The organism is Cellvibrio polysaccharolyticus, from assembly GCF_015182315.1.
Taxonomy (GTDB): Bacteria; Pseudomonadota; Gammaproteobacteria; order Pseudomonadales; family Cellvibrionaceae; genus Cellvibrio; species Cellvibrio polysaccharolyticus.
Map to the genome: position 1 here is coordinate 3,642,752 of NZ_PRDL01000001.1, position 24,793 is coordinate 3,667,544.

The 24,793-nt window shown below is 52.5% G+C and carries 20 protein-coding genes; 11 read left to right on the top strand and 9 right to left on the bottom strand.

Annotated elements, in window-relative coordinates:
• Positions 1 to 24 precede the first annotated feature (24 nt).
• From mobA to C4F51_RS15305, 5 genes are read right to left on the bottom strand one after another with little or no spacing between them, the layout of a single operon-like run.
• Positions 25 to 630: a molybdenum cofactor guanylyltransferase gene (gene mobA, locus C4F51_RS15285; RefSeq protein ID WP_193911259.1), complete on the bottom strand. Its 606-nt coding sequence runs from the start codon at positions 628 to 630 to the stop codon at positions 25 to 27.
• The gene (locus tag C4F51_RS15290; protein ID WP_193911261.1) at positions 630 to 3,416 is read right to left on the bottom strand and encodes a nitrate reductase; all 2,787 of its coding nucleotides are present in this window, start codon (positions 3,414 to 3,416) and stop codon (positions 630 to 632) included. Before C4F51_RS15290 ends, mobA begins: the two co-directional genes overlap by 1 nt.
• A 43-nt stretch (positions 3,417 to 3,459) precedes the next feature.
• Positions 3,460 to 5,073, bottom strand: a complete 1,614-nt coding sequence (gene nirD, locus C4F51_RS15295) for a nitrite reductase small subunit NirD (protein WP_193911263.1) — start codon at positions 5,071 to 5,073, stop codon at positions 3,460 to 3,462.
• 14 nt (positions 5,074 to 5,087) lie between these two features.
• Positions 5,088 to 7,631: a nitrite reductase large subunit NirB gene (nirB, locus tag C4F51_RS15300; protein ID WP_202987702.1), complete on the bottom strand. Its 2,544-nt coding sequence runs from the start codon at positions 7,629 to 7,631 to the stop codon at positions 5,088 to 5,090.
• Positions 7,632 to 7,649: 18 nt separating this feature from the next.
• The gene (locus C4F51_RS15305) at positions 7,650 to 8,990 is read right to left on the bottom strand and encodes an MFS transporter (protein ID WP_193911265.1); all 1,341 of its coding nucleotides are present in this window, start codon (positions 8,988 to 8,990) and stop codon (positions 7,650 to 7,652) included.
• Positions 8,991 to 9,384: 394 nt separating this feature from the next.
• Here C4F51_RS15305 and C4F51_RS15310 point away from each other — a divergent pair, with 394 nt between their 5' ends.
• On the top strand, positions 9,385 to 9,972 hold the full coding sequence (locus tag C4F51_RS15310; protein WP_193911267.1) for an ANTAR domain-containing response regulator: 588 nt from the start codon (positions 9,385 to 9,387) through the stop codon (positions 9,970 to 9,972).
• 4 nt (positions 9,973 to 9,976) lie between these two features.
• Entirely contained in the window at positions 9,977 to 10,999 is a 1,023-nt protein-coding gene (locus C4F51_RS15315) for a CmpA/NrtA family ABC transporter substrate-binding protein (RefSeq protein WP_193911269.1), read from the top strand.
• A gap of 10 nt (positions 11,000 to 11,009) precedes the next feature.
• Here the strand turns inward: C4F51_RS15315 and C4F51_RS15320 are convergent, their stop codons facing one another.
• Positions 11,010 to 11,756: a transporter gene (locus C4F51_RS15320; protein ID WP_193911271.1), complete on the bottom strand. Its 747-nt coding sequence runs from the start codon at positions 11,754 to 11,756 to the stop codon at positions 11,010 to 11,012.
• Positions 11,757 to 11,793: 37 nt separating this feature from the next.
• Positions 11,794 to 13,422, bottom strand: coding sequence for a methyl-accepting chemotaxis protein (locus C4F51_RS15325; protein WP_202987703.1), 1,629 nt, complete (start codon positions 13,420 to 13,422; stop codon positions 11,794 to 11,796).
• 321 nt (positions 13,423 to 13,743) lie between these two features.
• On the opposite strand from C4F51_RS15325, the gene mqo reads away from it, so the two are divergent.
• Positions 13,744 to 15,312, top strand: a complete 1,569-nt coding sequence (mqo, locus tag C4F51_RS15330; RefSeq protein ID WP_193911273.1) for a malate dehydrogenase (quinone) — start codon at positions 13,744 to 13,746, stop codon at positions 15,310 to 15,312.
• A 56-nt stretch (positions 15,313 to 15,368) separates the two neighbouring features.
• Here mqo and C4F51_RS15335 read toward each other — a convergent pair whose 3' ends face one another.
• Both C4F51_RS15335 and C4F51_RS15340 read right to left on the bottom strand, forming a co-directional pair.
• Positions 15,369 to 16,265, bottom strand: coding sequence for a J domain-containing protein (locus C4F51_RS15335; protein WP_193911275.1), 897 nt, complete (start codon positions 16,263 to 16,265; stop codon positions 15,369 to 15,371).
• Positions 16,262 to 17,953, bottom strand: a complete 1,692-nt coding sequence (locus tag C4F51_RS15340; protein WP_193911277.1) for a molecular chaperone HscC — start codon at positions 17,951 to 17,953, stop codon at positions 16,262 to 16,264. The genes C4F51_RS15335 and C4F51_RS15340 overlap by 4 nt, the downstream gene beginning before the upstream one ends.
• 323 nt (positions 17,954 to 18,276) lie before the next feature.
• On the opposite strand from C4F51_RS15340, the gene moaA reads away from it, so the two are divergent.
• From moaA to C4F51_RS15380, 8 genes are all read left to right on the top strand, one after another.
• Positions 18,277 to 19,257, top strand: a complete 981-nt coding sequence (gene moaA, locus C4F51_RS15345; protein WP_193911279.1) for a GTP 3',8-cyclase MoaA — start codon at positions 18,277 to 18,279, stop codon at positions 19,255 to 19,257.
• A gap of 72 nt (positions 19,258 to 19,329) precedes the next feature.
• Positions 19,330 to 19,860, top strand: coding sequence for a molybdenum cofactor biosynthesis protein B (moaB, locus tag C4F51_RS15350; RefSeq protein ID WP_193911281.1), 531 nt, complete (start codon positions 19,330 to 19,332; stop codon positions 19,858 to 19,860).
• Positions 19,857 to 20,360: a cyclic pyranopterin monophosphate synthase MoaC gene (gene moaC / locus C4F51_RS15355; protein WP_193911283.1), complete on the top strand. Its 504-nt coding sequence runs from the start codon at positions 19,857 to 19,859 to the stop codon at positions 20,358 to 20,360. Before moaB ends, moaC begins: the two co-directional genes overlap by 4 nt.
• 57 nt (positions 20,361 to 20,417) lie before the next feature.
• Positions 20,418 to 20,669, top strand: coding sequence for a MoaD/ThiS family protein (locus tag C4F51_RS15360; protein WP_193911284.1), 252 nt, complete (start codon positions 20,418 to 20,420; stop codon positions 20,667 to 20,669).
• Positions 20,670 to 21,122: a molybdopterin synthase catalytic subunit MoaE gene (moaE, locus tag C4F51_RS15365; protein WP_193911286.1), complete on the top strand. Its 453-nt coding sequence runs from the start codon at positions 20,670 to 20,672 to the stop codon at positions 21,120 to 21,122.
• Between the two features lie 324 nt (positions 21,123 to 21,446).
• On the top strand, positions 21,447 to 22,778 hold the full coding sequence (locus C4F51_RS15370; RefSeq protein WP_193911288.1) for a BNR repeat-containing protein: 1,332 nt from the start codon (positions 21,447 to 21,449) through the stop codon (positions 22,776 to 22,778).
• A gap of 167 nt (positions 22,779 to 22,945) precedes the next feature.
• On the top strand, positions 22,946 to 23,971 hold the full coding sequence (locus tag C4F51_RS15375) for a CDP-glycerol glycerophosphotransferase family protein (protein ID WP_193911290.1): 1,026 nt from the start codon (positions 22,946 to 22,948) through the stop codon (positions 23,969 to 23,971).
• 33 nt (positions 23,972 to 24,004) lie between these two features.
• On the top strand, positions 24,005 to 24,778 hold the full coding sequence (locus C4F51_RS15380; RefSeq protein ID WP_193911292.1) for a glycosyltransferase family 2 protein: 774 nt from the start codon (positions 24,005 to 24,007) through the stop codon (positions 24,776 to 24,778).
• The last annotated feature ends 15 nt before the right edge of the window (positions 24,779 to 24,793 follow it).

Here is a 24,793-nt window from a genome sequence, read left to right on the forward strand (position 1 = left end):
TGACTGCTGCATAAGTTTTCCGAATCACGCCGCGGATTGACGATAGATTTCCATCTCGGCGATGGAGTTGATGCTGTGCAACACTGACCGGGCATTGGAAAAATTCACGCAAACTGCGCCTGATGCCTTAAAGCAACGGTGCAAGCTGAATTGCTGCTGGTCAAGATGCTGCTGCAATACCGGTTCGGCACTGCGGTGCATTAAACACAAAGGATAAAGCGCGTCCCCATTAATGGTGGCATAAACCACCCGGGCTTCCGTTTGTTCAGCAAGTTGTGCCAGCATTTGCTCAACCAGTCGCGTCGGTATCCAGGTGATATCGCAAGGCACAAATAACACATAATCGGCGGCAACCACAGACCAGGCCGTTCGCATACCGGCAAGCGGCCCGCAGAAACCGGCGGGCGCATCGGTAAAACAGCGAACGTCTCTAACCATTGTCTGGTAGCGCGCGTGATCGCGGTGGCTATTTACCCAACATTGCGCAACATCATCACGCAGCTGGCTGATGATTTTCAACAACTGCGGCTGGCCATCAAAATTTTGCAAGAGTTTATTTTCGCCGCCCATACGAACGGCCTGACCGCCAGCGAGAATAACCAGATCAACCAACGGCAACGGTTTTTTCATCAGGCAACGGCCTCATGTTGGCACGCCTTGATCAACCCGCGAATTTCCGGCAAACAGGAGCCACAATTGCCACCCGCTTTCAGGCAAGCGGTTACCTGCTTTTCATCACTGATATTCTGTTCGCGAATAGTTTTAATAATTTTGTTTTTACCCACCTTGAAACAGCTGCACACTACCGGGCCATCATTGGCCTGCACTGACATGGGCAAACCGGCCAGCAAAGCTTTGCGATGCATGGCGCTCAGGCGTTCACGTTTGAACAAGGTAGCAACCCATTCGCGGTTGGGCAGCAAATCCGGCGGTGCAATATACAAACTGGCCACCAGTAAACCATTTTTCAACACCAGGCTATGGCTCAACTGGGAACAGGTATCGTCGTAGTGCAACCATTCATAATCTTCCGCTTTAAAACCGGGTAAGGCTTTTACGGTTTGTATGGCATCGGTGAACAACCGGCGATCAGCCAGTTCATAACGGCTGGCTTTTGCGGTAGTAATTTTTGTCCACCAGGAGCAGCGCTGTAAAAATTCATCAAAGGCGCTTTCCTGCCCGTGACGCACATACAAAACGCCCTGCCATTTGGTAAAGAACGGGAGCACAAATACCGGCGTGTGTTTGAATTCCGGCTCTCCGGAGATGGCATCCACTTCGGGATTAACCACCTGACCGATGCGCGCATCAGAAGCGGTTTGATCAGTCCAATGAATCGGTGCAAAAATATGGCCGCGCCGCATATTTTGCGAGATATTGGCGCGCACCACACAACGCCCCCAGGCGGACTCTACAGACACCAGGCCTTTTTCGGTGATGCCGTATTTCAAGGCATCCAGCGGGTGTATCTCACAGAAAGGCTCGATGATGTGTGAACTTAAATTGGCCGACAGACCGGTGCGGGTCATGGTATGCCACTGGTCGCGAATGCGGCCGGTGTTTAGCACCAGCGGGTAAGCACCGCTAATCGCATTGACCGGGTCAATAGCCGCCGTGGCAATAAATTTTGCACGCGTTTGCACATGGCTGAAATTACCAGCGCGGTAAATGTGCTCCGCGCTGCTGTCAGATTCATGAACAGTGCCAGGCCGTGACATATTTTGCAGTTCATCCGACGCTAACACCGGCCACTGCACCGGCGCCAAATTATCATAGGTTTGGGGATTCAGCGCAGTCAGCCCGGAGAGGTTAAAGTAGCGAAAGGCGCTGGCACTATCGCGCTGATCCGGGTGGGAATTACCGGCCGCCGACAAAGCCGCGTGCTCGGTAAAAATATCAGCCGGGTGGTTAAAATCAAAACCGGAAAAACCGAGGGCACGGGCAACGCGGGATATCGCCCACCAGTCAGCTTTTGCTTCACCCGGCGCGGGCAAAAATGCACGCTGACGGGAAATGCGCCGCTCGGAGTTGGTTACTGTGCCGTCTTTTTCACCCCAGCCAAGTGCCGGTAATAAAATATCGGCGTAGGCGGTAGTGTCGGTATCGGTGCAGATATCGGATACCACCACAAACTCGCATTTTTCCAGCGCGCGCTTTACCTGCTCGGCATCGGGCAAGCTGACCACCGGGTTGGTGGCCATAATCCAGATCGCTTTGATTTTTCCGGACTCTACCGCACGGAATAGATCCACCGCTTTTAAACCTGGTTTATCGGCAATCAGCGGGCTGTGCCAAAAATTTTGCACCAGCTGTTGATGCTGCGGGTTATCCAGTTCCAGATGCGCCGCCAGCATATTCGCCAGGCCACCCACTTCGCGCCCGCCCATGGCATTGGGCTGGCCAGTCATGGAAAAAGGCGATGCGCCGGGTTTGCCAATTTTTCCGGTGAGCAGGTGGCAGTTGATAATGCTGTTAGCTTTATTGGTGCCCTGGGATGACTGATTAACGCCTTGCGAAAACAGCGTCATGACTTTTTCAGTGCGGGCAAAGGCTTCAAAAAACTGCAGCAGTTTTGGCAGAGCAATGCCGGTTTTTTCAGAAACCCAGGCTGGGTCTGTTTCATCCTGCATAACGGCCAGCGACTCTTCCAGACCGGAGGTGTGAGCTTCAATGTATTGCGCGTCGGCGTAACCATTACGGGACAAGTACTGCAACAAACCATTAAACAGCGCTACGTCCTGGCCTGGCAACACCGGCAAATGCAAGTCGGCAAATTCACAGGTGCTGGTAAAGCGCGGATCAATTACCACCACGAACAAATTATCCCGGGTGCTTTTCGCCTGAATAATACGTTGATACAAAACCGGGTGACACCAGGCGGTATTGGAACCGACCAGCACCACCATTTCGGTTTTTTCAAAATCGCTATAACTGCCCGGCACAATGTCTTCACCAAAGCTGCGTTTGTGTGCGGCCACAGCTGATGACATACACAAGCGCGAGTTGGTATCAATATTGGCGGTGCCGAGATAGCCTTTTACAAATTTGTTCACCGCATAATAATCTTCGGTGAGTAACTGGCCGGACACATAAAAGGCAATGCTGTCGCGGCCGTATTGATCAATACACTGTTGAAATTTATCAGCAATGGTTTGGGTTGCTTCATCCCAGGAAATGGCTTGCCGCCCCGGCTTGCGATTTTTTTGCGGTTGCAACAAGCGGGTTGACAGCCCCAGAGTATCGCCAAGATTGCTTCCTTTGATACAGAGCTTGCCATAATTGGCCGGATGCCCGGTATCACCTTCAACGTGCACCTGGCCAGCGGTTTGCGTCACTTTCACACCGCAACCTACTCCGCAATAAGGGCAGGTAGTCAGGGTAACCGGGTCAGCACTGATCAAAGGAATCATATTCATTTATTAGTCCTACTCATTGACTGGACCTGTTCGTTTATTGGCATCAGGCAGCGTTGGTACTTTTCAGCGCGAAGTCACGACCAAACAGCATCTTGTGACGGAAACTGCTGACCGGGGTTTGATCACTGATCAGCTCGGCGTACCAGGCGCCATCTTCGGTATCGCCAAACAGCACAGCACCGATCACTTTATCTTTGCGAACAATAATGCGCTTATAAATATTGCGCTTTTCATCGTTAAGAATAATGTCTTCGTAGTCGCTATCTTGCGGATCAAAATCACCCGCCGAAAATACATCCACACCGCTGACTTTCAACTGCGTTGGCACCGGTCGCGATTTGAAAGTCAGGCTGCCGTGTTCTGCCAGATGGGTCGCGCAAATAAATGCCTGCCCCCACAGCGGCTCTACCAGACCAAAGGTTTCACCACGGTGCTCAATACATTCGCCCACTGCGTAGATAGCCGGGTCCCAGGTTTGCATGGTGTCGTTAACGATAACGCCGCGGTGACAACGCAAGCCGGATTTTTCTGCCAGTGCCATATTCGGGCGAATACCCACCGCAAAAACCACCAGGTCAGCATTCAGCACCTTGCCATCTTGCAGTAACACGCCGGTTACTTTGCCGTCTTCACCGCGAATTTCTTCGGTCACTGCGCCGGTAATTACATCAATACCTTTGGCTTCGATGCTGGTGCGCAGCAATTGCCCGGCGCGCTCATCCAGCTGGCGATTCATCAGGCGGTGCGCCAGATGCAAAACAGTAACCTGCATACCACGGCGCTTCAGTCCCCAGGCCGCTTCAAGCCCGAGCAAGCCACCACCAATGACCACTGCATGTTTGTGGTATTTGCTGTACTCGATCATCTGATTAACATCATAAATGTCACGGAAACTGAGTACGCCTTTCAAATCATTGCCGGGCACCGGTGGAATAAACGGGCGCGAACCGGTAGCCAGAATAATGCGATCGTAATCTACCGCGTGTCCGGATTGCGTGAGTACGCGCTTGCCGGTGCGGTCAATATAAACCGCCGGGTCATTACCGAGAAAACGAATGCCCTGCTCTACATACCAGAGCGGCGGGTGCAGCATAATATCTTCAATGGTTTTTTCGCCGGATAAAACCGGTGACAACATAATGCGGTTGTAATTACCCCAGGGTTCTTCGCCAATCACCGTTACCTCGTAACGATCCGGTGCCATATCCAGCAAATCTTCCAGGCAACGCATACCGGCCAGGCCATTGCCAATTAACACCAGTTTCATTTTTTCCTGTTGTGGCGCCTGGTGGGTGATGTAGGTTTTTTGCGGCTTGCTACTGACCAGCACCCGGCCGTTTTCCAGCTTCACCGGGTAGACCAGCAATTTCTTTTCGTGATCTTCCAGGCAGCGCCCGGTTGCCAGGCTGAAATGTTGTTTGTAAATCGGCGAGGCCACCACGCGCTCGCCCTGAATATCGCCGAGTATGCCGCGAGACATCACATTCGCGTTGCTGAAGGGGTCAGTGTTGCTGAGCGCATACACCCGCTCTTCATTGCCAACGCGGAACAACGCAATCAGTTGATCATCAATCGCGGCGCCAACGCCGGTGTTGGGGGTAATATCTTCCAGTGCACAGATATCAAACCAGGTGTTTCGGGTTTTGGAATTCATCATCTTCTCCTGGTTACTCACACTTCAACCACAGGAATGGCATCGGTTAAACGTTCACGTTGCGTCATCGGTCGAATTTGCCCGCGCTCTTCAGAAAATTGAATGTAGGGGTCTTGTTGTGCGGTGGCGTTGATAAACGTTTTAAAGCGTTTACGCACCTCGGGATTTTCAACGGCGGTACGCCATTCATCCTGATAAGTATCGACCACATGATCCATGCGATTTTCCAGCTCGGCAGCAATGCCGAGAGAGTCCTGCACAATTACCGCTTTCAAATAATCCAGGCCGCCTTCCAGGTTATCGCGCCATACGCTGGTACGCTGTAAACGGTCGGCGGTTTGAATGTAGAACATATAAAAGCGGTCGATGTAGCGAATCAATGTGGCTTTATCAAGATCGGACGCCAGCAACTCGGCGTGGCGTGGCTTCATGCCGCCGTTGCCACAAACGTATAAATTCCAGCCGCGTTCGGTAGCGATAATGCCAACATCTTTACTCTGTGCCTCGGCGCACTCACGGGTGCAACCGGATACCGCCATTTTTAATTTGTGCGGCGAACGCAAACCCTTGTAACGATTTTCAAGTTCAATCGCGAGGCCAATGGAATCGTCTACCCCATAACGGCACCAGGTACTGCCTACACAGGATTTAACGGTACGCAGGGACTTGCCATAGGCATGGCCGGACTCAAAACCGGCAGCGATCAATTCTTCCCAGATAGCCGGCAACTGATGCACCTGGGCACCGAACATATCAATACGCTGCCCGCCGGTAATTTTGGTGTAGAGATTATATTTTTCGGCAACCTTGCCGATGGTGATCAAACCGGCCGGGGTAATTTCGCCACCCGCAATACGCGGCACCACCGAATAGGAACCGTCTTTTTGAATGTTGCCCAGGTAGTAATCGTTACTGTCTTGCAAGCCGGCGTGCGAGGGTTCCAGCACAAAGTCATTCCAGCAGGAGGCAAGAATATTGGCAGCGGTCGGTTTGCAGATATCGCAGCCCAAACCGTGACCATGTTGTTCAATCAGGGCATCAAAGGTTTTAATCCCGTTAACGCGTACCAGGTGATAGAGCTCCTGACGCGAATACGGAAAGTGTTCGCAAAGATGGTTGTTAACCGTAACGCCCTGACGCTGCAATTCTGCTTTAAGCACTTGCCCGACAAGAGACGCACAACCGCCGCAAGCCGTGGCGGCCTTGGTACATTTTTTCAGTGCCGACAGTGACGTAGAGCCATCACTGATCGCCTGACAAATATCTTTTTTCGAAACGTTATTACACGAACAGATAATGGCGCTTTCCGGCAGCAGGTCAACACCGCTGCCACCTTTGGCGCTGGAGGCACCGCTACCGCCGGGCATAATCAAACTCTGCGGGTTTTCCGGCAGCGGCATATCGTTCAGTAACATTTGCAGTAACTGACTGTACTCGGTGGCATCACCTACCAGCACCGCGCCCAGCAAGCGGGTTTTTTCGGCGTTGATAACAATTTTTTTGTAAACCAGGGTTTCTTCGTCAGCGTAAAAATAACTGAGTGCGCCCGGCGTTGTACCGTGGGCATCGCCCACCGACGCCACATCAACGCCCATCAACTTCAACTTGGTGCTCATATCAGCACCGCTAAAAGCCGGTGCTTCACTTTGAATAACATGCTGCGCCGCGATGCGAGCCATGTCATAACCCGGCGCAACCAAACCGTACAAACGGTTTTGCCACAGGGCACATTCACCAATCGCGTAAATATCCGCGTGGGAAGTTTGGCAATGATCGTTGATCACAATGCCGCCGCGTTCACCCAGTTGCAAACCGCTGGCGCGGGCAAGGTCATCACGCGGGCGAATACCGGCCGAGAACACAATCAGATCGGTTTCAAGCGACGTGCCATCAGCAAATTGCATGCAGTGTTTTGCTGTGGTGCCATCAACAATGGCTTTGGTGGCTTTTTGGGTATGTACCGACACGCCGAGACTTTCAATTTTTCTACGCAGTACCTGGCCGCCGATATCGTCAATTTGCACCGCCATCAAACGCGGCGCAAATTCCACAACGTGGGTTTTCAGTTGCAAATCGGTCAGTGCTTTGGCAGCTTCAAGCCCCAGCAAACCGCCACCGATTACCACACCGGTCAGGGCTTTTTCACTGGCTTTGCGAATAGCATCCAGGTCGTCAATGGTGCGGTAAACAAAACAGTTTTCGCGCTGATTGCCTTCAATGGGCGGCACGAACGGATAAGAGCCGGTAGCCAGCACCAGCTTATCCCACTGGATAACATCACCTTGTGCGGTGGTTACGGTTTTGGCTACCGGGTCAATGTGGCTGACGCGGGTATTGAGTCGCAAATCGATACCGAAGGCGTCGGCAAAATCCGACCTGGCGAGCGTCAGGTCTTTTACGCTTTTTCCGGAAAGGTAAGAGGTTAGCTGCACACGGTCATAAGCAATGCGCGGCTCTTCCGCAAGAATGGTTATTTCCAGTTCATCGCTAGCGTCTTCGAGCACGCTTTCGATAAATTTATGGCCGACCATGCCATGCCCTACCATTACCAGTTTCATCATCTATCTCCTGTGGTTGGATCAAGCCGTGGTGTTGCGCTCAATCAACGCCTGTTCAAAAAGTTGTTGCTCTTTTTCTTTGTGCGAAGGAGAAAAGCGAATCAGCAGCACACAACCGGCAGCAATCACCACCAGCGCGCCCAACATCATCAGACAGGATTGAATATCCATCATCCCCTTCAATAAAAACCCGGCGGCAACCGCGCCGACGTTACCACCGGCACCAATAATGCCGGCCACACCACCCAATGCCTGGCGATCAATAAACGGCACCAGCGCGTAGGTTGCACCGCAAGCCATGTGGGTGAATAAAGCAAAAATGGTCATGGCGAGAATGGCCAGAGTGACGCTGCTCATTTGCGCAAACAGCATCAGAAAAAGACCTTCGCCGAGGATCAGAAAAAACAGGATTTGTGTGCGGCCATCCAGCCCTTTTTTCAGCGCTATCTTGTCAGACAGGTAACCACCGAGAGAGCGCGCAAACAGCGCCAGCAAACCGAAGATGCCCGCTGCCAGACCCGCTTCTTTCAAACCGAATTCGAAATGCGTGACGTAATACATCGCCACAATATTGTGGATAAAAATTTCAATGCCAAAGCAGGCGGCGTAGGTAACAAAAAGTACCCAGACGCGATAATTGCGGGCGGCGTGCGCCAGAATGGCAAGGCCACCTTTTTTATCGCTGCCGGCATTGATGCCCAGCGCACGCAACTCACTGAAGTTGCCTTGCACGCAATCCTGGGTGAATTTCCAGTAAAGCACGCCGACAATAACCATCAGAATGCCCGGCACCAGCAGCGCAATGCGCCAGCCCATACTTTGCTCAACACCGAACATCACCAGCGCGCCCAGTAACAGCGGCATTAATGCCTGGGTGGCGCCGCCGCCGGCATTGCCCCAACCGGCAGTGGTGGCGTTGGCAGTGCCAACCACGTTGGGCGCAAACATAATGCTGGTGTGGTATTGGGTGATGACAAAGCTGGCACCAATGGCGCCAATCAACATGCGGAAAAACAAAAAGGATTCGTAACTGTTGGCAGAGGCAACGCCAAAAACAGGAATACTGCCAATTAATAATAAGGCGGTGTAGGTTTTGCGTGGGCCGTATTTATCGCACAAGGGGCCAACAATCAGCCGAACCAGAATGGTAATCGCCACGGCGGCAATATTGATGTTGGCGATTTGATCTTTGCTTAAATCAAATTCACCCGCGATAACCGGCATTAAAGGGGCGCAGGCAAACCAGGCAAAAAAGCACACAAAAAATGCCAGCCAACTCATATGGAAGGCACGCATTGCTGGCGTGGAAAAATTAAATAGCTGTATTTTGGTCGCTTTGGGGGCAGGTAAAACCGTAGACATCGCCTTCTCCTTCTGAACTGAACGTGAATGCACTTCCGGAATTTCCCTGAGGGTTTCCGGAGCCGATCAGAACGGACGTCGTTGGCCGTCTAACAATATGAAGAGTCGTCTTTGACTCATAAGGTAAATTGCAAGCTCTGTGCCAGAGAAGGAAAACAAACGTTTTAACGCGGTAAAAGCACCGGCGGCACCCAAAGCATGCTCGTTTATGTTTCATTGACCGGGCATGCGCACCAAATTAAAGCGCAACCCAACCACAGGATTGCCATAACCGCCGCGCCCTGCCACCAATTACCCAAAAGCGGGTGACTGGCACCCTATTTGCTTTGCTCTTCCCTTCCAATAAATGACGGGTGGTAAGGGCGCGGTTATTCAGCGTTGCCAAAAACTGTGTATGGGTAAACTGAAAATCGTATTAATTGATGATGACGAGGAACGCGCCCGCTTTGTTAGCGATCGCCTTACCAGTCACGATTTTGAAGTGGTCGCCAGCATTGCTATTGATCATCGCGGTTTATTTAACCCCGAGCCGCTACAGGCGGATGTGATCTTGCTGGATATGGATCACCCCCATCGCGACATTATTGAAAACTGCGTTGCCAGCTACGATTTACCGACCGTGCTGTTCACCAAAAGCTCTGACAAGGAAACCATCAAACAGGCCATTGAGGCGGGCGTAACCGCTTATATCGTGGATGGTATTGAACCGGAGCGGTTGCAAACCATTCTTGAAATTTCTATCGAGCAATATAAAAAACACAAACAACTCGAACAGGATTTGCAAGACACCAAAGCCAAACTGGCCGACCGCAAAGACATCGAAAAAGCCAAGGTGCTGCTGATGCGTTTACACGGCTTGCGTGAGGACGATGCCTTTCAATTGCTGCGCAAAAATGCCATGAGCCACCGCGTCACCATGGGCGAAATGGCGCGGCGCCTGCTCGACGCACAACAACTGCTCAACAGCCATCTGCGGGATTAAGCCCATGCCATCACTCGAAAAAACCGATATTGATCTGGGCTATATTCCGCTGCTGGATTGTGTGGCACTTATTTGGGCGCACCGCCGGGGTTACTTTCAGGAATTCGGCTTGCAGGTCAATCTGGTCAAGGAAGCCTCCTGGGCAAGCCTGCGCGACCGACTGGCGTTTGGCGTGCTGGATGCAGCTCACTGCCTGTCGGCCATGCTGCCGGCGGCGGCCATCGGCAGCGACAGGATTGGCGTACCTTTAACAACCCCCTTGACCCTGAGTGTGAACACCGCGTTTATCAGCCTGAGCCAGGCGCTTTGCTATGAATTGCATATCGAGCCGAATGAGCCGCCTTACAGCAGCGCACACAAAGTGGTAGAGGCCATCAAGGCCGGTAAAAACATCCGTTTTGCCCAGGTATTCAATCACTCCCTGCACCACTATTGCTTGCGCGAATGGCTGGCACGGGCGGATGAAACACTAGCCGCCGACAGCAAGCTGGCCAGCCTGCCGCCGTCTTATATGGTGGAGGCGTTATCACGCGGCATGATTGATGGGTTCTGCGCAGGAGAGCCATGGAACAGCCAGGGAGAGATATCCGGCGTCAGCCAGATTGTCGCCACCAGCCGGGAGATTATTCCGCCGGTGACCGACAAGGTGCTGGCAACCACCAGTGAGTGGGCAGCGCAGCACCCGCACACCTTGCGGGCATTAACTGCCGCGCTGATCAAAGCGCAGCGGGACATTCATAACACCCCCGACTTCGCCCCGATTTATGCCGCACTGAGCGAATACGACATTATTCCCTTCGTATGCTCGGAGCAGGTTCACGTGAGAAAATACCACGCTATCCAGCAGATCATCCGCAACCTCAATGCGCCGGAAACTTCACCCCGTGCCAGCGATATGCACTGGTTGTTGTCGCAAATTAAAAAATGGAATGACAACACGCTGGACGAATCCCGCTTCGCCAATGTGGCGAGTGCTTGTGTGGATGTTGATTGCTATGAAGACGCGGTCGCGCTGTTGGGCTTGTAAAAAATGCCCGCTACCGCGACACCCAGGACACACCAAAGCCACCCTGCCAATCGGTAGCTTCACGGTTTAACCCGCCCAGAAACCATACGTCCAGTTGCACTTGCCGGGAAATACGCCAGGTGCCACCGGCGCCCGCCACCTGCGTGGCATCCACGCCATCTCCCCAGCTCAACCCCGCTTCGCTGTAAGCACTGAAAACCGGCCCGCTGTAAAAGGTGACGGCTGGCGAAACCGTCCAGATGTCATGTTGTTGATAACGCGTATAACCAACATAGCCAGCCAGACTGCGTCCGGAAGCCAGAGTTTTGGCGATGCTGACGGCGAGCCCACGGGAATGATCACCCGCGGTAAAGGGTTGCTCACCACCGGCATAGCTATAAGTTGCCATCAAGCCCCAGGCAATATCTTCCCGCGATGACGGCAACTGATACTTCAATGCCAATTCACTATCACCACGCCCATCAACTTTTTCATCGCCGCGTTGCCACTGATAGCCGTTGGTCGCGAGATGCAATTCTGCCGCATGCCCGAGCCCCAGCCGCCAGCGGGTATTCAGCGCATACTGGCGGGCGGGTCCGTCGCGACTGAAATCCGGAAGCCCCTGCTCCCAGGCAAACTGCCCGGGCGCCAGCACTTCCGCACCAAAACCGATGCCCGGACGGTTGAAAGATGCCAGCGCCGTTTCCTCTGCCAGAACAGACAAAGGAGCGGCGCAGGCGAGCCCGATCAGTAACCTGCCAACATACATACTCTGCATACAACGATCCTTATCAAGTGAAACGCAGCGTCGATATTTACAAGCGGAATTTGGTCACCATCTCATTCAAGCCAACCGCCAGATGCGACAGTTCCTGACTCGATGCACTGGTCTGATTGGCACCCGCGGATGTTTGCACCGAAAAATCGCGGATGTTGGTCAGGTTGAGATCTACCTCGCGAGCAACCTGGGCCTGCTGCTCGGCGGCGCTGGCAATCACCAGATTGCGATCATTAATCGCAGCGACAGAATCGGATATTTGCTCCAGTGCTTCACCCACCGCCCGAGCCACATTGATAGTCAACTGCGCGCGCTGCTGGCTGGTTTGCATTGCCCCGACCGCCTGATCGGTATCCGTCTGAATGCCGCTGATCATCTGTTCTATTTCGCGGGTGGATTGCTGGGTGCGATGCGCCAGAGCGCGCACTTCATCAGCCACCACGGCAAAACCACGCCCGGCATCGCCAGCACGGGCGGCCTCAATGGCAGCGTTCAATGCCAGCAAATTGGTCTGTTCGGCAATGGCTCGAATCACATCAAGCACCTGGCCAATATCCCGAACTTTAGCAGCCAAATTGCCCACCTGCTCGGCAGTGCCGGTCACATCGGCCACCAGGTCACTGATAGACGCCACCGCCTGGCGAGCCTGGTCACGACCGAGCTGTGCCGTCGTGGCAGAATTGCGGGTTGCCTCCGAGGTATCGACCGCATTGCGGGCAACATCTTCAGCCGCCACGGTCATCTCGTTAACGGCGGTAGCGGCCAGGTCAATTTCACTGCTTTGTTGATGCAAGCCGCGCGTGGAGTCTTCTGTTACCGCATGCAGTTCTTCCGAGGCAGAGGCCAACTGGCTGGAGGAATTGGCAATTTGCTGAATGGTGTTATACAAATTTTGTTGCATCTGGTGCAGCGCCATTTGCAACCGGGAGAGTTCATCTTTGCCAGTTATTTCAATGGTGGGGCGCAAATCGCCAGAGGCAATCACTTCGGCAAAATGCACTACGTTATTGAGTGGCGTTACGATACTGCGCGTTAACAACGCCGCCAGCAAAGCCATCACCAACAAGCTGGCGACCAGCGTAATAATCACCGACCGCGTTGCCAGGTTATACGCATTTTCACTGACCACCGTGGCCTGCAGGGCGCCGTCTATATTGAATTTCGCCAGTGTTGTCAGGGTAGCCGCCACCTCGTTGGCATAGTCGGCCAGCGGGCCGTTGACCAGCTGCAAGGCTTCATCGTACTGATCATTGCGCGCCGCACTGGCAATGCGTTGTTGCAATTCTATGTAAGTACTCCACGCCTTATCGAAGGGCACAAAAGCAACCATCTCCTCCTCATTGGAAAAGGTGTCGCGGTACTGCTGGAGCAAAGCAGGCATGCTGGCGACAAGTTCATCTACCGACCGCAGACTGTTGTCGCGCGCCGTAGCATCCGTTAATAAAATACTGCGCAAGGTCAGGGCACGAATTCTGCCCGCGGTAGAAGACAACCTTTCTACCACCCCCACAGAAGGCATCCAATTCTCACGAATCGAATCGGAGGTGCCGTCCATATGTTTCATTTGTAATAAAGCAAAACCACCCAATCCTAATAACAACAGTGCCAACAGCGCAAAAATAAGACCAGCGCGTCGCCCAATATCAAGACGTCTTAAATACATCATGTAATCCCTCAAGAATAAAAACGCAAAGTGACCACGACACAAAAAATGTCGCCGAAAACAACATTCGTATTATCATTCAATAACGGATTACTTTTAAAGAACTGTAAAAAAAATTCAGCATTATTTAATTTGTATTAAGAAACACAAAGGTCACACTGTTGTTATTGATGCAATTTTTGGCGTAAATTTCCTGACGCAATCACGAGGCTTCACCGCGTTTTATTATCCTGGCGCCATAAATAAGGCAAACCGGCTGCTTTTTCTCACACCGGCCATCTACACTTGTTTTCATATCAGTTGCCCTTCGGATCAGAGGTTTCTATGAAAAAATTATTAGTACTGCTACTGGTCACTTGCCTGTGGAGTTGTTCAGGAAAAGAAGAACCGGATCGCTCGGTGGATGTGTTGTTGATTGGCGGCGGTGTGATGAGCGCCACGCTGGGCACCTGGCTGGCAGAGCTGGAACCGGAATGGTCAATGGAGCTGGTAGAACGGCTGGACGCCGTTGCACTTGAAAGTTCCTACGGTTGGAATAATGCCGGCACCGGGCATTCGGCATTTTGCGAGTTGAACTACACACCGGAAAAAGCCGATGGCAGTATTGATATCAGCAAAGCAATTGAGATCAACGAGTCGTTTGAAATTTCCCGCCAGTTCTGGGCACATCAGGTGCAGCAGGGCGTACTGAACAACCCCTCGTCTTTTATTACCAACGTGCCGCACATGACGTTTGTATGGGGCGCAGAGAATGTGGAATATCTGAAAAAACGCCACGCTGCGCTGCAACACAGCTCACTGTTTCGCGGCATGCTCTACTCGGAAGACGGCGAACAAATTCGTGAGTGGGCACCGCTGGTCATGGAAGGCCGCCAGGTCACTGAGCCGATTGCCGCCACGCGGATGGAGATAGGCACCGATGTTAACTTTGGGGAAATTACCCGCCAGCTGGTGCAATCGCTGCAACGCCACGCCGGTTTCACCTTATCGCTGCAACAGGAAGTGCGTAACCTCTCCCGTGCTGACGATGGCAGCTGGGATGTAGAAATTCACAACCTCGCCAACGGCAACACTCGCACCATCAATGCCCGCTTCGTATTTATCGGTGCCGGTGGTGCGGCGCTCACCTTGTTACAACGCTCCGGCATTCCCGAGGCTGATGGTTATGGTGGCTTCCCGGTCGGCGGTCAATTTTTAATGACCAAAAACCCGGAGCTGGTCGCCCGCCATAAAGCCAAGGTATACGGCAAAGCCGACAGCGGCTCGCCACCCATGTCTGTGCCGCATCTGGACACCCGTCGGGTTGATGGTGAAGAAGCCATTTTGTTCGGGCCTTTCGCCACCTTCTCGACCCGCTTTCTGATGCAAGGCTCATTGATGGATTTACCGCTGTCGATCACCACTAACAACATCGGCCCGATGACCCGCGCCGGGCTGGATAATTTTGACCTCACCAAATATCTGGTCGGCCAATTATTACTGAGCGATGAAGAGCGTATTGAATCCTTGCGCCATTATTTCCCGCAAGCCAACGCCAACGACTGGACATTGCTTACCGCAGGCCAGCGCGTGCAAATTATCAAACGCGACAAGGATAAAGGCGGCGTGCTGCAATTCGGCACCGAGGTGGTTACCGCCAAAGATGGCAGCCTGGCGGCACTGCTCGGCGCGTCTCCCGGCGCCTCCACGGCGGCACCGATCATGCTGAAATTGCTGGAAACAACCTTCAAGGACAAAGTAGCCGGTGAGTGGCAGGAGCGTATTAAAACCATTGTTCCCTCCTACGGCCAAAAACTGAATGACAATATCGAACTGACCAACCGCACCCGCGAATACAGCACCGGGCATTTGCAGTTACTGCATCAGCCGGTGGGAGCGGAAGTAATACCTTAGAAAAAATAGCGGCTGATGTGGTTAGCTGTATTAGCCGCTATTTTTTATCATGTCTATTAGTGAATACCTGTCAATCTGGTGACCACATAAAGAACAAATCCAGTAAATATAGCGAGAAAAACCAGCAACTCATGTCGGCTTTTTTCCCTGATTCTTTCAGCGCGCTGCTGATGCAAAGTACTCAGTGTTGAACTCTTTTCATAATTTATTACTCCGCCGCGCACTTTAAGCCCAATTTCCGGCGATGCAGCAGACTCTATTTGATAACAGAGATCCCGGCAAAAGACGCCACCAAAATTTTGCTCCAGATAATCGCGCCGCGTATTCCAGAAAAATATCTGATTACAATACCCCAACACCGCGTCGGGAATTTTACGATTGTAATAGCCGCCCGACTTACGATGCTTCAATCGAACCTTGCTAAATTCCACAAACATTTTAAAAACCTGGCAACCAAGAGCCCAGTTGAAGTCATCTTCCAGTACATAAGGCGTTGATTCAAGGAAGCGCCATGGTTCAACAGTATCCGCCAGCCTTTTTGATTCCAGCAGCTCAGCCACCTTAGCCGTCAGCGCCATGAACACTTCCTGGCGTGCTCTCAGCGCCTGCTGCTGACGCTCAATATTTTCATTAACAGCCGAGGGGGATTCACTCTGTAAATCAGCAGCTTCGATATTGCCTTGTTCGCTGGCAGCCTGATCGTCGCGCGGCACATCAAGCTGGCGCTGCGAGCCGTCCTGCCCCTCAATCTCCGAATGTACCCTGGGGCGGGCTTCATGCATGGCTGCCGATTCAACTAACGCAAGCGCCTTTTTGTAAGCCTGATGCAGCATTTGAAAGGCATTGGTATCTTCATCAGGGCGAGTAGATTTCAATTGAATCGCATAAGCTTTTTTTATGGCACGCACATCATTTGTTGGCTCGATTCCCAGCAGCCCCCACAGGTTATTCATAACCACTCCTCACGATCCAGTTTGTCAAAAGTCTCGCGCAAGCTTTTACGTGCTTTCATTATTGCATTGGGGTTTTGCTCTTCGAGAACACGTTCGAAACTTGCCAACAGTGCAGCGATCTGTCCGCGCAAATCACCAAGGCTGGTTTCATACAAACGTTCACCTCTGGCCAACAACGCCCGGTTTTCCTCACCATCCCGAGGGTGAAATTTAAGTTCTGCCAGTTTTCGATGTGAAGCCTGCTTTTGCGATTCAGACATCTGCCCGGCATTACGCTCCAGCGTAATAGACCTAGTGATTTGTGTAGAAATAACGGTTGCATCCACTTCCAGCAGACCATTTACATCGTAGGAATAACGGATATCAATTGCCTCCTGCCCTTTCGGCGCAGCAGGTACGCTCATATTTAAATCACCGAGAAAAACATTCTTCTTAACGTAACGACTCTCGCCCTGGTACACATCAATTTTTACCTGGGTCTGCATATCTGACGCCGTAAAAACGCGCCTTACCACACTGGCCGGCACCACTGAGTTGCGCTCAATAATCGGGAAAAAATAATGGCCATATTTCGGACTATCATTATTAACAACCGACGTGCCCAGCGAGTAAGGGCAAATATCCGTAAGAACAATATCCTCCAATGCCTCATTGCGCGCTACCAGCCCCGCCTGCACAGCAGCGCCCATTGCTACTACCAGATCAGGGTCGAGATTACAGGACGGAAACCGCCCCAACATTCTCGCCATGGTGTTGCGGAATAAACCCAGCTTTGTAGAACCACCAACCAGAATAATGTCGCTTATCGCCCCCAGCGACAGTTTCGCATCGCGCAGCGCCTGCTCAACCGGCTGCTTGCAGCGCAGTATCAACGGCGTAACAACGCGGGCAAACCAATCCGGCGTCATGCTCCATGTGGATGGCACATTATCAATATTCAGGGTGATATCGTATTTGTCTATCTGGCTAATACGACGTTTGGCAGTCTCCATTTGCATGTAGAGCATTTGCAGTGTTTTTTTGGAAAGTGTCGATCGGGCGATCGCCAGCTCACCTAGCAGCGCATCCACCATTGCATCAACAAAATCTTCACCACCGAGAAAGTTGTCGCCGGCACTGGCATGCACTTCCATAATGCCATCGAAGAATTCCAGTATGGTGACATCGAAGGTACCGCCGCCAAAGTCGAGAATCAGAAAGGTTCCTTCCTGTTTATCGTTAAGGCCATAAGCGATGGCGGCCGCCGTAGGTTCGTTAATAAGCCGCTGTACTTTCAAGCCGGCGAGCTCACCGGCCATACGGGTTGCCTGTCGCTGGCTCTCGTTGAAGTAGGCAGGAACGCTGATAACAGCCTCGGTAACCTCTACCCCCAAATGGCTTTCGGCATCCTCCTTTAAAGACCGGAGAATCAGGGAAGATAGCTCCGGAGCGGAAAATACCTGGTCGGCCAGCTGAACCTTGTGGTTACTTCCCATCAAGCGTTTGAACGCGCCAACTGTTTTATCGCTGTGGTCAATCAGCCGCTCTTTGGCTGTTTTACCGACCACCACCTTTCCCGACTCATCCAGCCCCACCACAGAGGGTGTTAATAGCTCGCCAAGGCGATTGGGCACCAATGTTGCTCCCGCCTCGCCCCAATAACCGCAGGCACTATTGGTTGTTCCGAGATCAATTCCTATAACCGTCATATTATTTTTTTCTCCCTTTACAGCGCGCCTTTATCCGGAGCGACACAAAAAAGGAAAAGTACGACATTGTGAAGAGAAAGTCATTACCACCAATGCAACAATCTCCTACCTCCAAAAACGCCCTGTTTTGATACAGAAACCTTTCTTCATCACTTGTAAGCGGTCATTAACAGTGCGAAGAGCAAATAATTTCGGGCGCAATTGGCTCATTACTCGCGATTTACGCACCAAATAAGTACTGGCACAGGAGTTGCAGCCGCTCGCATACATCCCGGCGTTTAAAACCAGCACCGGTATTTTTTGGCTGACCGATATTCTTCGCTATGAGCGCCACACTGACCGACAATTTTGCCAGGCAGTTTTCCTACCTGCGGCTTTCCATCACGGAAGTGTGCAACTTTCGTTGCAACTACTGTTTGCCCGACGGCAACGATTGCACCGATCGCAGCGGCGAATTGCGCGTGGATGAAATTGCCCGGCTGGCGAAAGGCTTTGCTGAACTGGGCACCCGCAAAATACGCATTACCGGTGGCGAGCCCTCGTTACGGACCGATCTTTGCGACATTATCCGGGTATGCAAAAACACACCGGGCATTGAAACGGTATCGCTCACCACCAACGGTTACCGTCTGGATAAAGATGTATTGCGCTGGCGCGATGCCGGGCTGGATACACTCAACGTCAGCCTCGACAGCCTCGACCCGCTGCAATTTCAACTGATTACCGGCAGCAAAAAATTCGACAATATTTTGCGCGGGCTGGCACTGGCAGAGAACGCCGGTTTTCAGCAGCTGAAAATCAACAGCGTATTGATGCGTGAGCACAATGCCAATGAACTGCATCGCTTCACCGACTTTGTCAAAGACCGGCCCATAACGCTACGTTTTATCGAATTGATGCAAACCGGCAAGTCCGCTGATTTTTTTGCTCGCCAACATGTACGCGCCCAGGATATTAAACAGCAATTATTGCAACAGGGCTGGCTACCGGTTATTCGCCCGGAACACGCCGGGCCCGCACAGGAATTTATGCACCCGCAATACCAGGGCGGTATCGGTTTGATCATGCCCTACAGCAAAAACTTTTGTGATGATTGCAATCGCTTGCGGGTTTCCAGCCAGGGCGATTTGTTTTTATGCCTGTTTGCCGAAGCACATCAAAGCCTGCGTAATGCATTACAGGATGACAATACCGAAGCCTTGAAACACCGGCTGACGCATTTGATTCAGCAAAAAAAACAAACCCACGGTTTACACGAATACAACCCCGGCAAAACCCGCCACCTGGCAATGATTGGCGGCTGAGGATGAACAGAAAAAGCCGCAAGACTTCTGTCGAGCACCGGGTTTATTTAAACCGACTATTTGGAAATCATCATGTCTGACCTGCTAAAAACCACTCAACCCCTTGCCATTGCGGTACTCACGGTTTCTGATACCCGTCAATTGGAGCAGGACACCTCCGGCGCGTTATTAATAGAGCGCCTTACCGCCGCCGGCCACCAGCTCGCCGACCGGCAACTGATTCCCGACGATATTTATCGCATCCGCGCGGTGGTCTCCGGCTGGATTGCAGACCCGGCCATCCAGGTGGTGTTGATTACCGGCGGCACCGGCATGGCCATACGCGATGTTACCCCGGAAGCCATCAAACCTTTGCTGGATAAAACCATTGATGGTTTCGGTGAATTGTTCCGCAGTATTTCCTATGAACAGATTGGCGTTTCTACCTTGCAATCGCGCTGCCTCGCAGGCTTTGCCAACCGCACCTTGATTTTCTGCCTGCCCGGCTCAACCGGCGCCTGCAAAACCGCCTGGGATGGTATTTTACAATCGCAGCTGGACGTGAATCATCGCCCCTGCAATTTTGTGGTACACCTGAAAAACAGCACCGGTGCCCACTCATGACCGCGCTTACCCATCTTGATGCCAAAGGCGCGGCGCACATGGTGGATGTGGGAGAAAAAACTCCGACCAAACGCGAAGCGATTGCCGAAGCGCGGGTGCAAACCCGACCGGAAGTGGTTGCCATGATCAGCGCCGGAAAAATCCCCAAGGGCGATGTACTGGCCACGGCGCGCATCGCCGGTATTATGGCCGCAAAAAAAACGCCCGAGCTGATCCCGCTATGCCATCCGCTGGCGCTGGAAAAAATCACTATTGAATTCGATTGCGATGCCACCTCCGGTGTTATCACCTTGCAAGCGCGCTGTTCACTGCATGGCAAAACCGGTGTGGAGATGGAAGCCATGACCGCCGCATCGGTAGCGGCATTGACGCTTTACGATATGTGCAAAGCGGTGGACCCGGCCATGGTGATTGGCCCGATTGCCTTGTGCGAAAAGTCCGGCGGAAAAAACGGCCATTGGATTGCCCCCACAACTAACAGCACTCGCAGCACCGATTAAAATGCATTGTCCGGCACGCGATGATGGCCGGGTATTGATGAAGAGACTCTCGCCGATATGATTAAAATATTATTTTTTGCTTCATTGCGCGAAACTCTGGGCTGCGCAGAGTTGCAACTTCCCGCCGCTGAAAAAAACGCAACGGTTGCCACGCTGCTGCAAGGGTTATTGCAACAATACCCGCAATGGCAAGAAGTGCTCACCGCACCCAATATATTAATCAGCCGCAACCGGGAAATGGCGAAAACAGGTACGTTAATCCAGGCCGGTGATGAAATTGCATTTTTCCCACCGGTAACCGGAGGCTGAATGATCGCCATCCAACAAACCGACTTTGATACCGGCGCAGAATACCAACGCCTGGTAAAAGCGGCACCGAATGCAGGTGGCATTGTTTTGTTTATCGGGCGAGTGCGGGAGTTCAGCGAACAACAAACAGTAAGCGCGCTATTTATTGAACACTACCCGGGCATGACCGAGCGGGTATTTTCCGAAATAGCCGAAGAGGCCAGGCAGCGCTGGCCGTTACTGGCTGTTACCATCATTCATCGCGTTGGCACCTTGCAGGCAGGCGACAATATTGTACTGGTGGGCGTTGCCAGCGAACACCGCGCGGCGGCTTTCGAGGCAGCGCAATATATTATGGATTTGCTAAAAAGCCGTGCAACCTTGTGGAAAAAAGAAATACAACCCGATGCAGAAAATTGGGTAACCGCAAAAAACTCCGATCACACCGCCGCTGAGCGCTGGCAAAAAAAATAATGGCCTATCATTAAAGTTATAAATAGCGTCAGGCTACTGACAAAAGTTAAATCTGCACAATGCGAGTTTGGCATTAGGGCATTTGTTCCAAAACCGTCGAGTCAGGGATGACTCGTCGGAGCTACAGGGAATGTATTCATGCGTTTTTGGAACAAATGCACTAATGGCAAACGGACAGAATGGCACTTGGACTCAGAGTGAAAAAATAAGAGGTTTTTTTAATCCCTGGAAGGCATTGGTAAATGCCCTGCTTTACATCCCTCACCGTATCGCCTATTTTCCATCCTCTATCGCACTACCCATAAATAATAATGAGACAATCTTATGCGTGCTTTTCTTGCGGCTCTGCTGCTGGGTATATCACTACTCACCGGCCCCGCCATCGCGGCGCCATCTGCCACACTGATTACCATTGATAACAATGCCTGGGCAGGCAGCTCGGTGAATGTGCTGGCAGGTGTTCGCCAAAGTGTATTTACCGAAGGTAATGTGCAGTACGCCGGTTTTTATAACCAGCAGGGCTATCTGGTGCTGGCAAAACGGACGCTGGATGACGAGACATGGCAAACCCGTGTGAGCCCTTACCAGGCCAACGTGGTGGATGCACACAACCACCTGAGTCTGGTGGTGGATGGCAGCGGGTTTCTGCATGTCTCTTTTGACCACCACAACACCCCGCTGAAATATGCGGTAGCCGTCGCCCCCGGCAGCCTGGAATTGGGCGAGCTGGTCAGCATGACCGGCAAGCACGAAAACTCGGTAACTTACCCGCAGTTTTACCGGTTGAATAATGGCGATCTGTTATTCAACTATCGCCACGGCGGCTCGGGCAGAGGCGTGCTGGTGGTCAATCATTACGACCATAAAACGCACCAGTGGTCACGTCGTCACGACGTGCTTATCGATGGTGAAGGCAAACGCAGCGCCTACTGGGATATGACTATAGACGCCAGGGGCGTGTTGCATTTGGCCTGGAATTGGCGCGAAACGCCGGACGTAGCCTCCAATTACAACCTCGCTTACGCACGCTCTGCGGATCAGGGCAAAACCTGGCAGACGGTGAAAGGTGCCAATTACGCCATTCCGATTACCGATGCCACCGCCGATTACGCGGTGGTAATTCCGCAAAACAGCAATTTGATGAACCCGCCCGCCATTGCCGCCGATGCCAATTCACGCCCTTTTATTGCCAACTACTGGTCTGCCAAACCGGGCGATGCGCCGCGCTATCGGGTAGTCACGCCGGACGGCGACCGCTGGCAAGTGTTTGATGGCCCGAAAACCGCTGCCGATTTTTCACTATCCGGCATCGGCACCAAACGCCCGCCGATATCCCGTTCGGTGTTGCTGATTAAAAATAAACCAGATGCCAGCCTCGTGCATTTGATTTACCGCGATGACCACCAGGGCGAAAAAGTGATATTGGCTACCGCCGCTCTGCCTGCCGGGAAAACGGTTAATGCCCTGCGCTGGCAACAGCGCCCGCTGACCGATCTCAGCGTGGGCGCCTGGGAGCCATCGTTTGATCCGCAACAGTGGCACCTCAATAGCCAGGCGCATTTACCGGTACAACAAGTAGAACAGCTGGATGGCTCTGACCACCAGGCCGCAGAGACAGCGCCAAAACCTTTTTCTTTGCTGATGGTTAACCCCTGACCGGGCGCACCAATACCCTGCCCCGGAACATCCGGGGCGAAAATCCATTCCTCAACCGGTGCCCGCATCCGGCATAATAGCGCCCTGTGTTGCGGGCAAGCCTCCATGGCTTGCAAGCGGCTCGTAACCACCGCATGCTTAAATCGTCTTGAATCCGGAACCAGACCATGCCGAAACACTATTTATTCTATGGCTCGGAGCGCTACACACAGGCCATCATCCGCCCTATTGAAGCCGCCATTCGCGCCAGAGGTGACGAGGTGGCCTGGTTTTTTGGCGGGCCGGGTGCGGAAGATTTAACCCCACAGGACAGGCTGCTGACCACGGTTGAAGCGGTGAAAGCCTGGAACCCGATTGCGGTGATAACCCCCAACAATCTGGTTCCGCACTTTTTCCCCGGTGTAAAAGTGCAAACCTTTCACGGCTTCGATGCCGGAAAACCGCGCCATATTTATATTCGCGGGTTATTCGACCTTTACTGCACTACCGGCCCGCGTGACACACGCCAATTTCAGGCGCTCGCTGAAAAGCACCGTTACTTCAGTGTGGTCGAAACCGGCTGGCCAAAGCTGGACGAATTTTTTCAATCGCTGGGCGCAGGCGTTCCGCCGGTAAAAGAGCGCCCGGTTATTCTCTACCACTCTACGTTTTCGCCCTCGTGGAGTGCGGCTGAAACCTTGTACCCGGAAGTTAAACGCCTGTCCGAGTCGGGGCGCTGGCGCTGGGTGGTTACCCTGCACCCGAAAATGAATGCCGAAACCCGCGCAAAGTTTCAGGCACTGGAGAGCGAAAATCTGCACTTCGCCACCAATGACAACATCCTGGAATTGTTTCCCGAAGCCGATATGATGTGTTCCGATACCTCGTCAGCGTTGAGTGAATTTTTGCTAACCGGTAAACCGGTAGTCACCTTTAAAAACCGCCGCCCGGGCCCACAGCTGATTGATATCCAAAGCCCGGAAGAATTTGAGCCGGCGATTGAACAGGCCTTGGCTCGTCCGTCGGCGCTGATGCAGGAGATCAAACATTTCGGTGAAGAAATTCACCCCCTGCAGGATGGCCACTCGGCGGAGCGCATTCTCGATGCCATTGACGCCTTCATCGCTCAGGGTGGCAAGAACCCGCGTAGCAAACCCTGGAACCTGTTGCGCAAATATAAAATTCGCAAAAGCCTGGGTTACTGGGGTCGATAACACCAACCATATTGAAGGATGACGCCGACGCTCATGTCACAACCACTCCCGAAAATCAGCGCCTACCTGATCACGCTGAACGCTGCTGCGCATCTTGACGAGGTGCTGACCAGCCTCGCCGAGGCCGATGAAATTGTGCTGGTCGATTCCGGCTCGACCGATGCGACACTCGCTATTGCCGAACGCCACGGCGCCCGTATTGTGCATCAGCCCTGGCTGGGGTTTGCCCGGCAAAAAGCCTTTGCTATGGCGCAGTGCAGTAACGACTGGGTGATTAATCTGGATGGTGACGAAGTGCTGCCTCCCGGTGGTGTCATCGCGATCAAAAAAGCCATTATTGATTACCCGGGTCACAGCTTTGCGTTTCACCGCGACGATTATTTTATGGGCGCCAGCATGCGCTTCGCCAAGATGAAACATTTTCGCAAGGCCTACCCGAAATCGGCAGCGCGCTGGCGGGAAACCGATCTGGTGCACGAACATATCGACGTGGATTTACCGGCGCGCATTCTGCCCGTGGTCATCAAACACTACGGTCATGACTCAGCAGAAATTCTCGCTGATAAAAAAAACCGTTACTCCACACTCAAAGCCCGCCAGCGACTGGAAAAAGGTCGCCGCTTTTCCGCAGCGCGCATGTTACTGATTTACCCGGTGATGTTTTTAAAGTTGTATTTGCTGCACCGCTTTTGTTTATGTGGCTGGCGCGGTGTAATCAAAGCGCACCTGGAAGCCAACTATTTCTTTCTGACCGAAGCCAAGTTGTTTGAACAACAGTTCAAACAGAAAAACAACATTTCCTCCTGAGGTTTTCGTTTGACC